The organism is Idiomarina zobellii (assembly GCF_900100855.1).
GTDB lineage: Bacteria > Pseudomonadota > Gammaproteobacteria > Enterobacterales > Alteromonadaceae > Idiomarina > Idiomarina zobellii.
On the sequence record NZ_FNCB01000001.1, the window covers coordinates 150,762 to 164,118 of the forward strand.

At 47.2% G+C, this 13,357-nt stretch carries 11 protein-coding genes; 5 read left to right on the top strand and 6 right to left on the bottom strand.

The genetic code is table 11. The annotated features are described in order from the left end of the window. The gene (locus BLT32_RS00695; protein WP_053952389.1) at window positions 1–1,797 is read left to right on the top strand and encodes an ExeM/NucH family extracellular endonuclease; all 1,797 of its coding nucleotides are present in this window, start codon (window positions 1–3) and stop codon (window positions 1,795–1,797) included. On the opposite strand, the gene BLT32_RS00700 is transcribed toward BLT32_RS00695, so the two are convergent. Then, a complete protein-coding gene (locus BLT32_RS00700) occupies window positions 1,734–2,753 on the bottom strand; it encodes a hypothetical protein (protein WP_053952390.1) in 1,020 nt (339 codons plus the stop codon). The genes BLT32_RS00695 and BLT32_RS00700 overlap by 64 nt on opposite strands. Window positions 2,754–2,798: 45 nt before the next feature. On the opposite strand from BLT32_RS00700, the gene BLT32_RS00705 reads away from it, so the two are divergent. After that, the gene (locus tag BLT32_RS00705; protein ID WP_053952391.1) at window positions 2,799–3,104 is read left to right on the top strand and encodes a peptide-methionine (S)-S-oxide reductase; all 306 of its coding nucleotides are present in this window, start codon (window positions 2,799–2,801) and stop codon (window positions 3,102–3,104) included. Window positions 3,105–3,116: 12 nt separating this feature from the next. Here the strand turns inward: BLT32_RS00705 and asnB are convergent, their stop codons facing one another. The 4 genes from asnB to BLT32_RS00725 form a co-directional block, all read right to left on the bottom strand. Continuing rightward, a complete protein-coding gene (gene asnB / locus BLT32_RS00710; RefSeq protein WP_053952392.1) occupies window positions 3,117–5,132 on the bottom strand; it encodes an asparagine synthase (glutamine-hydrolyzing) in 2,016 nt (671 codons plus the stop codon). Window positions 5,133–5,150: 18 nt separating this feature from the next. Continuing rightward, window positions 5,151–6,218: an aspartate/ornithine carbamoyltransferase family protein gene (locus BLT32_RS00715; RefSeq protein WP_053952393.1), complete on the bottom strand. Its 1,068-nt coding sequence runs from the start codon at window positions 6,216–6,218 to the stop codon at window positions 5,151–5,153. 113 nt (window positions 6,219–6,331) lie between these two features. Continuing rightward, window positions 6,332–7,765: a sodium:solute symporter family protein gene (locus BLT32_RS00720; RefSeq protein WP_053952394.1), complete on the bottom strand. Its 1,434-nt coding sequence runs from the start codon at window positions 7,763–7,765 to the stop codon at window positions 6,332–6,334. Next, the gene (locus BLT32_RS00725; protein WP_053952395.1) at window positions 7,758–8,261 is read right to left on the bottom strand and encodes a hypothetical protein; all 504 of its coding nucleotides are present in this window, start codon (window positions 8,259–8,261) and stop codon (window positions 7,758–7,760) included. Before BLT32_RS00725 ends, BLT32_RS00720 begins: the two co-directional genes overlap by 8 nt. 144 nt (window positions 8,262–8,405) lie before the next feature. Here BLT32_RS00725 and folK point away from each other — a divergent pair, with 144 nt between their 5' ends. Together folK and BLT32_RS00735 are read left to right on the top strand one after the other, a co-directional pair. Next, window positions 8,406–8,774: a 2-amino-4-hydroxy-6-hydroxymethyldihydropteridine diphosphokinase gene (folK, locus tag BLT32_RS00730; RefSeq protein WP_053952396.1), complete on the top strand. Its 369-nt coding sequence runs from the start codon at window positions 8,406–8,408 to the stop codon at window positions 8,772–8,774. After that, window positions 8,771–9,478, top strand: a complete 708-nt coding sequence (locus BLT32_RS00735; RefSeq protein ID WP_053952397.1) for an SDR family NAD(P)-dependent oxidoreductase — start codon at window positions 8,771–8,773, stop codon at window positions 9,476–9,478. The genes folK and BLT32_RS00735 overlap by 4 nt, the downstream gene beginning before the upstream one ends. Window positions 9,479–9,553: 75 nt before the next feature. Here the strand turns inward: BLT32_RS00735 and acnA are convergent, their stop codons facing one another. Beyond that, complete coding sequence (gene acnA, locus BLT32_RS00740; RefSeq protein WP_053952398.1) at window positions 9,554–12,223, bottom strand: aconitate hydratase AcnA; 2,670 nt, start codon at window positions 12,221–12,223, stop codon at window positions 9,554–9,556. A 256-nt stretch (window positions 12,224–12,479) separates the two neighbouring features. On the opposite strand from acnA, the gene tesB reads away from it, so the two are divergent. After that, complete coding sequence (gene tesB / locus BLT32_RS00745) at window positions 12,480–13,340, top strand: acyl-CoA thioesterase II (RefSeq protein ID WP_053952399.1); 861 nt, start codon at window positions 12,480–12,482, stop codon at window positions 13,338–13,340. Window positions 13,341–13,357 lie beyond the last annotated feature (17 nt).

Below are 13,357 nucleotides of genomic sequence, written 5' to 3' on the forward strand. Positions count from 1 at the left end.
ATGACTGCTTCACTGTTCACACGAGCTTCGCTCATCACAGCGTTAATAGCTGCGGCCTCTCCATTTGCCGCAGCCGCTGATGTCTGTAAAACCGACAACCCAAATATTACGCCCATTAATGCCGTTCAGGGCAGCAGCTTTAACTCACCGATGGTCGACACTCGCGTCACGGTGAGAGGTATCGTAACGGCCAGCTGGCAAGCCGAAAAAAAGCTTGGCGGCTTCTTTATTGAAAGTGCGCCAGATGACGCTGACGACAATGACAAGACGTCTGAAGGCTTATTCGTGCAAGCAGACAACCACATTAGTAACGTGTCGCCCAAGGACACTATTGTTCTTTCCGGAGTCATTCAGGAAATCAACGATGTCACTACCTTAACCGAGGTTAACGAACTGACTACCTGTGGGTCTCTTGATGCTTTACCGGCAGCCACTCAGTTTACTCTGCCTGCAGCCGATAAAAGCGACTTTGAGCGTGTCGAAGGCATGCGCGTAACACTTTCCAGTAGTAATAATGAGCCTCTCACCGTTTCAGGCAATTACAATTACTCGCGCTACGGCTTTGTAGATGTTTCTGCGGGTCGTTTATGGACACCGTCGCAGGTTGTTAATCCTGGTGACGAAGCCCGTGAACTGTCAGCAAAAAACGAGCTCAATCGCATTCAAATGGACGACAATAGCAACCAAAAAGAGCCTCGCCCATTGCCTTTTGACAGTTTATTTTCAGGTCCTCAGAAGAGTTTACGTACAGGCTCTGAAATAGAGCCGTTAGTTGGCGTAGTCAGTCAATTTAATAACCGTTATCGGTTTCAGCCATTAGACACGCCGCAACTCAAAGGGCCCGGAAAACCGATTGTTTCTGACACTCCCGAAAAAGCCGGGGGCACACTAAGAGTCGCCAGTTTTAACGTGTTAAATTTCTTTAATGGTAATGGCCAGGGGCAAGGCTTTCCAACGCCACGCGGCGCCGATACGCCAGAAGAAATGAAACGGCAACAAACCAAAATAGTGTCGGCAATAAACGCATTAAACGCCGATGTCATAGGTATTATGGAAGTTGAGAATGACGGTTTTGGCAAGCACAGTGCCATTCGACAGCTAGTCGATGCGCTAAACGAGTCCGGTTCAGTCACTTATTACATCTCTGAACCGCAAGCTCAGCGCATTGGCGGTGACCAAATAACCGTTGGACTGATATACAACAAAGATACTGTCTCTGCGTCTTCTCACGCATTAATTAACACATCCGGTGCATTCGCTTGGGGAAGTCGCCCGCCGTTGGCACAAACACTGAAAGATAAAAACACTGGCGAAGAGTTTACTGTTATCGTTAACCACTTTAAGTCCAAAGGAAGCTGTCCGGAAGACAACGAAAGCCCAAATAGCAACCAAAATGACGGACAAGCTTGCTGGAACGACTTGCGGGTAAAATCTGCGGAGCAGCTGACTGAATGGATTGCAGAAGAAGCCTTCCCGAATGCGGTATTACTGGGTGACTTTAACGCCTATTACAAAGAAGATCCTATTCGTTACTTTTCAGAAAACGGCTTTCATAATCCATCAAAGGCAACTGACTATTCCTACGTTTATGACAGCCAGGCTGGCGCGCTTGACCATATCTTTGTGGCCGATACCCTAAAAGACAATGTTTCAGGCGTTTACCATTTACCGTTTAACGCTGACGAACCGTGGATTTATGACTACCGTAATGCGGACTTTTATGAACCAACGCCTTATCGTTCATCAGACCATGATCCATTAGTATTGGATTTGCGCTTTTCGGCATCGGGCATGTAGGCGTTTGTAGTACCAAAGTGAACTTCGAACTCAATACCCACTAACCACTGGCCTTGCCGTTGCTCTTGTAAGTGATTACGAGGCCAGTGATAGCCCACCCAGCTTTCAACAAAAAACCATTCTCTTAAATAGCGCTGTCGGTTTAATAGCCGTAAACCATAGTCACTAATAGGCACCTCGTGGTCAGTTTGCCCCTCTATCCAAGTCTCCGTTGCCCAGGCCTTATCTTCGTTATATAAGTGATATAGGCGTGCAGTTGAGCTCCAGCGCAGTCCTTCTGTTTCCTCAGCAAAAGTACCTAATGCCCCCCACTGTAACAGCCAACGTTCATCTAATGCCGACTCATAATTGAAACGCTGCGAGACGCCAAAGCCATCGCTATCTCGCCAAAATGCTGCCGACTGAAATTTAAGCTGCTGTTTGTCCGATATGACAAAGCCCGTCATATAGCGTGCTCTCACGTAAGTATCAAAGCGCAAGCCACCGCGGATACCGACACTGTACGATACTCGATGCCCCTCATGTATCTCGGGGTCAAACCCCAATCCAACCAACCATTCTCGGTCAGATTCAGGCGAGCGTATCACCGACGGTTTACCCGTTGACTCTTCGTCTAAAAACTCGTCGTCATCAACACGCCCGATAAACGCGGACACGTTATCTTTGAGGTTAGGCAATGCAACACGAGCACGAAACCGCGACTTAACCTCAAAACCGTCGTATTCGTCCCACTGCGGTGCTACCGAAAGGCGCCCATACGAGCGGTGGTAGTCGTCTTCAAATTCGCCATCACCAAAAAGGCCGTCAAACCACAGTGCGGTTGCATCGACTGTGTCACCTAAACCGACCCTGAATCCATCCAGCCAAAACTCGTCGTCCTTTTGTTCCTGCTCGGCTGCAAGGCTCGGTAAAGAGCAACTTAAGGTGAGAATAATTGAGTAAGTAATCTTTTTCATAAAAGTTGGTCTATAAAGTATTAACCCTGGCGTTTGGAGTTTGCCATGAAAAAGCTCATTACTATTGTTAGTGCCACACTGTTATTTTCTTGTTTCAGCATGGCACAAAATACTGAGCCAACAAAGCAAAATAATGAAAAAGTCGCCACATTTGCGGGTGGCTGTTTTTGGTGTGTGGAAGAAGCTTTCGAGCAGCTGAGCGGTGTGCGGGAAGTGGTGTCCGGTTACGCTGGCGGCACCGAAGAAAACCCTGGTGGTGAGCAACCGTCGGCAGCGTTAGAGTTTATTCCACTGGAAGACATGGAAGAGAGAGGATACGGTGACTACATTTCTGCAGTCACCGGTGATTAAAAAGTTAGAAAACTAAGCAGTCCAGCCGAGCTCTTTTGCTCGCTGTGCTGCTTGTTGAGGCACGTCTGTTGCTACAAAGTGATGGTGCAATACCTGAACACCCAGCATGTGATTAATCACTGCATCCAGCTGTACACGCTCTTCATTAGGTACGTTTTCGTCCTGATGACGCTCAAAGGTTCTAACCACTTCGTCATAGTCGAGTAACCCTGCAGACTCCACCGCGTCTTTACTTAAGAACTGCTCAGCGAGCTTTTCTACAGCTTTCCACTTTTCCGGATCGGTATGCGCAGGCGGTGCCATAAAGGCAAACTTTTCACGCTTATACAGGGTTTCCGGCAAGAGGCCTTTCATCGCTTCACGCAGTACATACTTTTCTTTGTTGCCCTTAATACGTAAATGCGGCGGCACAGTAAACGCATATTCCGCCAAATGATGGTCAAGAAACGCAGGACGCGCTTCCATCGAGTTTGCCATATCGACGCGGTCACCACCCCAGGTCAGTATTTGCCCTTCCAGCATGGTTTTTATCCATACATATTGAGCTCTGTCTAACGGGTGACGGCCTTCCAGCATGGTTTCATCCAAAGTATCCGCAATAGCTTCGCTCGGGTCATAATGCTCGACCTGCTGACGCTTCTCAGCCGACATTAATGGTAAAGCGACTGACGAGCAGGACAACCAAGGCTGCACGCAACTTGGGGTAAAACCCATTTTCTTATTGAACGCGTCACTGACAAACTCTTCGCGAGCCAGCATAGCGCCCTTGAATAAGGCATTGTTCTTTTCCAGTAACTCCTGCCATTCAACTCGTTCAACTTCCGGCAAATGGTCAAGACCATGCAGGAACATATCTTTACGGAACGCCGGGTAGCCCGCAAAGAGCTCGTCCGAGCCCTCGCCTGTCATAACCACCTTATAGCCGGCTTCATGCACTTGCTGACTCATTAAATACTTCGCCACACCCAGCGTGTTGTATATAGTTCGCTCTGTATGCCATAGGGTTTTCACAAAGTGATCGTAAAGATCGTTCGCATTCAGTCGCATAATATGATGGTCAGCGTTGGTCGCTTCCGCCATCTCTTTCGCTATTGGTGTTTCGTCGTAGTCGTCCGAGTCAAAACCAATGGTAAAGGCTTTTACGGAAGTTTGAGTTGACGCGGAAGCCAGCCCCAGTATCGAACACGAATCGATACCACCTGACAAATAACAGCCGACCGGTACATCGGCGGTCATTCGATGCTGGACCGCCTCTAATAACTTGGCACGGACACCTTCAATGTACTCTTCTTCATCGACGTCAGCCCCCGGGTAACTGTGCTCGGGAGGAAAGTCGACGTCCCAGTATTTATGCTCTGACGCAACCACTTTGCCGTTTTTACGCTGCAATTTAACGACATAGCCCGGTTGCACCTGGTTTATGCCCTCAAACGCTGTAGAGCCCGGCACCATGACCTGAATTAATTGGTGATATAAACCTTCCGCCGAGAATTGACGCTTAACATCCGGGTGCGCAAATAAAACTTTCAGCTCCGAACCAAACACCACGCCGTGCTCGGTTTCCGTCCAGTACAATGGCTTGATGCCGAAACGGTCGCGCACTAAATACAGACTATCGTCTTCGGCATCAAACAAACCGAATGCAAACTCGCCACGCAGCTCTTTTAGCGTTTCTTCCAGTCCATAACGCTCGAACAAGTGCAAAACAATTTCTGAGTCGCTTTTACTGTTAAAGTTTGCACCGCGCGCCGTTAAATCAGCCCGAATACGTTTAAAATCATAAAATTCGCCATTATGTGTCAGCATTAAGCGTTTATCTGCCGACATAAAAGGTTGACGTCCCCGATTTTCATCGAGGTCAATAATAGATAAGCGAGCGTGACTAAAGCCTACGCCGCGCTCTGGTTGAATCTTGTAACCAAACCCATCAGGACCGCGATGATGCATAATCGCTGCCATGTTAACCAGAGTTTGAGGATCAATGTCTCTTTCCGTTTGGTGATGAAAAACGCCAGCAATTCCGCACATTCTTTGCTTTTCCTCGTATTAAACGACATCAATGACGCGCTCAGCTCGCTGAACCATGCAGGTCAGTAGCGCCATACGTAAAAACACTGCCCCTCTGGCCTGACTGAAATACCAGTTATGAGGCGTATGATCTAAGTCCGTTGAAAGTTCTTCACCACGCGCCAGTGGATGCAAAATAATGGCGCTTTCTTTTAGTGGCGACTTTGCCGACAAGTGAAACTCACTGCCGTACGTATTCACTGAATTACCTTCCCATGAAATGGCATTGATATAAACCACATCAAGCTCTGGTAATACCTCATCGAGCTCTCTGGTACTGCGAATTTTTATCCCCGCCTGCTCTACCTGTTCTTTTTGTTCACTACCAAATAATTGCTCTGTTGAAGCCTCATCATGAATAATGACCAGCTCATCAATAGCTTTAGGAAATTTGGTTAAACACTTAATGAAGCTTCTGACCGTGCGCATTTTGTCCGGTACGCCAATAATACCGACTTTTATCGACGCTTTTTCCGCCTCTTCGGTGACTAAGTCAGGACGCCATTTAAATATCGCGTACATATCAGACAGCGCCTGAGTTGGATGCTCATCGGCACCGTTACCGGCGTTGATAATTGGGATACGCAGCGAATCGATCATTTCCTCTAACGAGGTCTCGTTGTTGTCCCTAAGCACCACGCAATCGCCGTAATTATTGAACATTTCAGCGATGTCCGACAAACACTCGCCTTTTGCGATACCAGTAGTTGAGCGGTCGGTTATTGACATAATATCGCCGCCTAGCCGATGCCAGGCACTCTCAAAAGACAGCCGCGTACGAGTGCTGGGCTCGTAGAAAGCACTGATTAGAATCTTGCCCTGTAACGACGTACTAAAACGACGCGGATTAGCTTCATACTTTGCCGCCAAGCGAAACAACTGCAACATGCCTTGCTGAGAAAACTGATCAGCCGACACGATGTGTTGATTCGCTAGTTTCAGTAGGTAATCGCCGTCCTCCTGAATGGCTTTCAACAACGCCTTCGGGTGGGCATCACCACAGACATCCGGGCGCTCACGTTCGAAGGATACATCCTTTATATTCATAGAATTACCATATTGTTTTTGAAATTAAATCTTTTACCCAGAGCACCAGAAGTATTACAGGCGCTACGCAGCTGAGGATCAATGCGATGATGATCATCCACTCGAATACCGACTCACTCATTAGCATGTGCGTCTTCCTCCTGCAGCTGGTTCCAGTCAAAGCTGTCTTGGCTGGTCATAATACCCACAGCACATATCACGCCCGATACGGCACACGACACCAGCGCAGCCACATAAAACCCGATGATGAAATACCCTATCATGCCGCACGCGGTACCCGCTGCCATAGCTATTGCTGCATAAGTACCGGTCAGCTTCTTATGATAAAGCCCCAGTAATATTGGCCAGATAGTGCTTGCCACAAAAGCGCCGGCAAAATTCAGTAATGCCCCCAGCGTGGCTATTTTTGGAAGGCAGAAAAGCCAGGTCACAATACCAAGCCCTAAAATACAGCTTCGGTTAAACCGCATCAGGTTTTTATCTGACGCACCTGGTTTTAGCTTTTTGTGATAAATATCTTGTGTAACCAGATCTGAGGTCGCAGCCAGCAAAGAATCAAGACTGGACGCTAAGGCTGAAAATATCACGATAAAAACGATAACCGCGCCAGCTTTCCCTAACACCGCAGCAGCAACCGTGGGGCCTATCATGTCCATGCTCGGCGGGAATATGCCCAGCTGCGGGGCCGCCAAAGCAATAAAACCAGTAACAATAGGTATAGGCAGCCACATTAACCCGCCGGTCAAATAGGCTTTATAAGCGACACCTTTTTTAAACGACAATGCCCGTGACCACCATACGTTGGAGTGAAATATCTCACCCAGACCAAAGAAAATATTATTAAATAAGAACATAACGGCGGCAGGAAATAGGACATCCAGCAGTTTTGGGTGCTCCGCTGTCAAATTTTCATGAATACTGCTAAGACCGATATTGTCAATAAGCCAATAGGCAATAAAGCTGACCCCAGCGATAATAATGAGAGCCTGGATAAAGTCGGTTGCGATAACCGCGCGCATACCGCCAAACAAGGTATATCCCACACAAATGATCAAAATTGTGGTCATCCCGATGTGGTAGTCGAGCCCGGTTAAAGACTCCAGAAGAATACCACCCGCCATGCCAAGACTGATTAACCAGCCGAATGCATAGACCACAGAAATAATAATGAACACAACCCAGGCAAACTGCCCATAGCGCAGCCGGATAAAGTCACCTGAGGTATAACCGTTAGGCAGCAGCTGTTTAATGCGTTTCGCCATGGGGGCGAACAAAATAAGCCCCAGCGCTGCAAATGAGTAGCCTATCATGCCCCACACGCCAAACTGGAACGTCAGCTGCGGCGCAACCAAAGTGGTATTACTGGTCACCCAGGTTGCCATCGCCGTCGCCGCTGCAAAAGCAAAACCGACGTTTCGGCCGGCTAACGCAAAGTCTTCATGGCTTTTATTTTTGCGACCCAGCCAATACCCAAAACCTATCCAAAACAGGCCAAAAAGCACAATGATGAGAATGCCGGTACTTGTGTCCAGTGCAAATTCAGTCATGGGGATGGTGCCGCGAGTGTGTCCATTTACGATGAAGTAAAAGCAACGTGGTTACGACGGCCACAAAAATAATTAAACCAATAAAAAATAGTGTCAGCGCCTGCCACAGAGGATAATGCTTAACGGTAACCTGAATAACATTACTGACCAGCGACTCGCCGCTTTTGGTTTCGGCTTTGGCTCTTAAGTGATAACTGCCATTTGAAAACCCGGTTAACGATATGGTGGAAAAGTCACCCAGTGCAGGAAACTGTTTCTGGCTTTCAGTAAAGCTTGCGTCTGTCGCTACTTCAATCGTTAACTTGTCGAGCTTTTGCTGCTCTGACTTTGCAGACACTGAGACATTAAAGTACCCTTCTTTAATAACTGAAGTAGGCCCTTCAATGGTAAGCTGGTGAGCTGATTCATTCGCAAGGGTTGGCGTTGGCAGAAAGCCAATAAAACAAAATAAAAACAAGATATAGCAATAGTTAAAGCTTTTTTTGTTTTTTGTCATTAAGACATCTGCTCGCCAACGCAAGTTGAAATTTCAGGCTATCAGCCAATTATAGCAATTTCAACTGTTTCACGGGGTCATCTGTTTTACGCTGTACACCGTATATGACACAACATAATTTTTACGTTTAGTGGCTTTTAACTTATGAAGTATTTATGCAGCCTGGGGTCGAATATCGATCCTGAAATGAACATCCATCACGCAAAACAACAGTTACGAACGCTCAGCGGCGACTGCTTGTTCAGCCAAAACATAGCCACGAAGCCTGTTGATATTGATACAAACAACGGTTTTCTCAACGCCTTATTTATTATCGATACACCGCTTAGCTCAGATGAGCTAAAGCAGCAATTTAACCAAATAGAAGAAGCTCTGGGTCGCGACCGCAGTGACCCGGAAAGAAGCAAAAAAGACAGAACCATCGATATCGATATTTTAGGGCTTCTTGATGAACGCCCTGACGTACCAGACTATTTACAATCACTGACCACAGAGTTAGGGCTTGCCTCATGACAAAAACCGCACTTGTTACCGGCGCTGGTCGCCGTTTCGGCTTTGAAGTCGCCAAAGCACTTATAGAAGACGGCTACAAAGTATTTGCACATTACAACAGCTCAAAAGACGGTGTCGATGAACTGAGTCAATTAGGTGCAGAGCCCATTCAAGCGAACTTTGCACGCCAGCACGACGTTAAAGAGATGGTTACTCAAATTAAGAAAAGTGGCTCCAAACTGGACTTGTTGATTAATAATGCGTCCTGTTTTTTCGATAACGACAGCGTAGACAACGATTCAGAAGCGCTTGAAACCGTCTTTCAGGTACACAATATTGCCCCCTATTTGCTTATTACCGGCTTACAACAACAGCTGTCGAATTCCGACAATGGGCTTATAATCAACATTACGGATATATACACCGACAAACCTTCCACTAATTACATTGCTTACTGCGCAGCGAAAGCCGGCTTAGCCAATATGACTCAGGCCTTTGCGAAAGCATTAGCACCGGATGTACGTGTGAACGCCATTCAACCAGGACCGATTTTATTCCTTCCGGAACACGACAACGAACATAAAATGCAGGTGCTGGACGAAACACCTTTACAGGTAGAAGGTGGATTAGAGCCAATGATAGACACCGTCCGCTTTTTACGTGACAACCCATTTCTAACCGGCGAGTCGATAAAAGTTGATGGCGGCAGAGCGCTTAATTTGTAGTGCCGTTACCTGTTAACGAATAGCCAATAAAAAACCCCGGCTAAAAAGCCGGGGTTTTGTCATTTCAGCTGACGATTACTTAAGCATTTGACGCAGTACGTAGTGCAAAATACCGCCGTTCTTGTAATAGTTCATTTCGTTACCAGTGTCGATACGACATTTCACCTTGAACTTAGCCTCTGAACCGTCTTTGCGTTTTGCAACAACGTCCAGCATTTGACCCGGTTTAAGGTCATCGCTCAGTCCCAATACCGAAATTTGCTCTTCACCAGTAAGCTTGTGCTCTTCAACGCTCTCTCCGTCTGCAAATTGCAGTGGCAGAACGCCCATGCCAACTAGGTTAGAACGGTGAATACGCTCGTAACTTTCTGCGATAACAGCCTTAACGCCCAGCAAACGAGTGCCTTTTGCTGCCCAGTCTCGGCTAGAGCCCGTACCGTATTCCTTACCTGCCAACACGACTAATGGTGTGTCATTTTCCATGTACTTCATGGCAGCGTCGTAAATTGGCATTTGCTCGCCTGTTGGAATGAACTTAGTAAAGCCCCCCTCAACATTGTCGAGCATTTGGTTCTTGATACGGATATTGGCGAATGTGCCGCGCATCATGACTTCATGATTACCACGACGCGAACCATACGAGTTGAAATCTTTCACGGCCACACCGTTTTCCTGCAAGTATTTGCCCGCAGGAGAGTCTGGCTTAATAGAACCCGCTGGTGAAATATGGTCGGTGGTAATCGAGTCGGCAAACACCGCTAAAACATTTGCGTCTTTTATGTCACTAGGCCCTTCTAATGGCTTATCAATACCTTCGAAGAACGGTGGGTTCTTAACGTAGGTCGACTCATCCTGCCAATTATAGGTTTTACCCTCAGCGACACTGATGTTCTGCCACTCTTCGTCGCCCGCAAAGACTTCAGCATATTCTTTGCCGAACATTTGGTTATCAACCGTTTTCACCGCTTCTGAGATTTCAGCGCTGCTTGGCCAAATGTCTTTCAAGAATACGTCGTTTCCGTCTTTGTCTTTACCAATAGGGTCTTTGGTTAAGTCAGTACGAGTTGTACCGGCTAACGCATAAGCAACGACTAGCGGTGGTGAGGCCAGCCAGTTTGCCTTAACTTCTGGGTGAACACGCCCTTCAAAGTTACGGTTACCGGATAACACTGAGGAAACCGTCAAGTCGCCTTCCTGAATCGCTTCAGTAATTTCATCGTCCAGTGGACCCGAGTTACCAATACAGGTCGTACAGCCATAGCCCACAAGGTTAAAGCCGAGTTTATCGAGGTACTCGTCCAGACCTGCTTTCGCCAAGTAATCAGTAACCACCTTCGAACCAGGTGCCAGTGACGACTTAACCCACGGTTTACGCATTAACCCTTTTTCTATGGCTTTTTGAGCTAATAAGCCCGCTGCCATCATAACGCTTGGGTTTGACGTATTCGTACAAGAGGTAATAGCAGCAATAACAACGTCACCATGTGACAAGCTGTAATCCTTACCTTTTACTGGTACTTCTTTATCTTTTTCAGCTGACTGACCGTTTGTCTCAAGAATCAGGTCAAAGTTGCTACCCAGTTGCTCCATGTTGACACGATCTTGCGGACGTTTTGGTCCTGCAAGCGATGCTGTCACATCGCTTAGATCTAACTCCAACGAATCGGTGTATTCTGGTTCGTTGTCGTTGTCACGCCATAAGCCCTGAGCTTTGCTGTATTTTTCAACCAGCTCAATGGTCTCTTCATCACGGCCAGACAAACGGAAGTAACGCAGTGTTTCATCATCCACCGGGAAGAAGCCACAGGTTGCACCGTACTCTGGAGCCATATTTGATATAGTCGCACGGTCTGCCAGTGGCAGGTTGTCTAAACCTGGACCGTAAAACTCTACAAACTTACCAACTACGCCTTTTTCACGCAGCATTTGCGTAACAGTTAAAACCAAGTCCGTTGCAGTCACACCTTCGTTGAGTTTACCGGTTAAACGGAAACCAACCACTTCAGGAATCAACATAGACACAGGCTGGCCAAGCATCGCAGCTTCCGCTTCAATGCCACCAACACCCCAGCCCAACACACCAATACCGTTGATCATGGTGGTGTGCGAGTCGGTACCGACCAACGTATCCGGGAACGCAAAGGTTTTACCGTCTTCCTCTTTGGTCCAGACACTCTTGCCTAAGTACTCCAGGTTCACCTGGTGGCAGATACCTGTGCCTGGCGGTACAACACGGAAATTTTCAAACGCGCCCTGTCCCCATTTCAGAAATTCGTAACGCTCTTTGTTACGTTCCATTTCAATGCGAACGTTTTCTTTAAAGGCTTCGGGACTTGCGTATTTGTCGACCATAACCGAGTGGTCAATGACCAAATCAACAGGCGACAGCGGGTTGATGGTTTCAGGGTTGTGCCCTGCTTTATCCACCGCGTCACGCATGGCCGCCAAGTCGACAATGCCCGGCACGCCGGTAAAGTCCTGCATAAGAACACGCGCTGGGCGATACTGTATTTCACGGTCAATTTTCTTATCTTTCTGCCAATCGACCATGGCTTTTAAATCGTCTTCATTCACTGTGCTGCCGTCTTCATTTCGCAGCAAGTTTTCTAATAACACTTTCATTGAAGCCGGAAGTTTAGAAATATCCCCTAGAGCTTCTGCCGCCTTCGGCAAACTGTAGTAATGAAAGGTTTTTCCGTTAACCTCTAATGTACTTAAGGTTTTCAGACTGTCTTTGCCTGACATAGATACTCTCCCATTCGCTTCTTAAGCGTTTTGTTAAGCCAAACGATACTTCTAATATAGACAATTTGAATCGTTTGAGCCACATAAAGTGCTTTCTATGCAAACACAAATCAAAGACTTGTGCCAACATACTGGGCGCTAAATGCTCAGTTAATCCACTATAATCGTTATTTTCTTACTTTATATTACATAGTCCGGAAAAACCGTTTAAGATCAATAAGACTTAAGTTTTAACCAGCATCACAGGACGCAGGAAATGAGCAAGGTACTCGACGACTTATTGAACCTACTGACACTGGAAACCATTGAAGATGGTCTTTACCGTGGCCAAAGTCAGGATTTAGGCTTTGGTGCCGTATTTGGCGGTCAGGTCATTGGGCAGGCTTTATCTGCTGCGAAGGAAACACTGCCGCCAGAGCGTGTAAGTCATTCGTTTCACAGCTACTTTTTACGTCCGGGCGATGCAAAAAAGCCCATTGTTTATGACGTAGAAAATATTCGTGACGGCAAAAGCTTTTCGGCACGACGGGTGCAGGCCATTCAATATGGCAAGCCTATTTTCTACATGACAGCCTCGTTTCAACAACAGGAGCAAGGGTTTGAGCATCAAGATGTGATGCCACAGGTTCCGGGTCCCGAAGGCTTGGTTTCTGACTTGGATATTTATCGCGAGCATGAAGAGCTTATCCCAGCGCCGCTGAGAAATAAGTTTATCTGCGAAAAGCCGATAGAAATGCGCTTTGTTACACCCTATAACCCATTTAAACCCGAGAAAGATGAACCTAAGCGTTATGTTTGGTTAAAAGCCAACGGCAACATGCCTGCGGATACTCGCGTACATAAATACCTATTGGCTTATGCCTCAGACTTTAACTTCTTACCGACAGCCTTGCAGCCTCACGGCGTCAGTTTTGCGCAACCTAATATGCAAGTTGCTACCATTGACCATGCTATGTGGTTCCACCGGGACTTCCGCATGGATGACTGGGTGTTATACGCAATAGACAGTCCTTCGGCCAGCGGGCAGCGTGGACTTGTACGTGGTCAGATTTATACCAGAGACGGTGTTTTGGTCGCATCGACCATTCAGGAAGGTGTCATGAGAGACCGCAGTTAATTGCGGTCTCCCGGGTT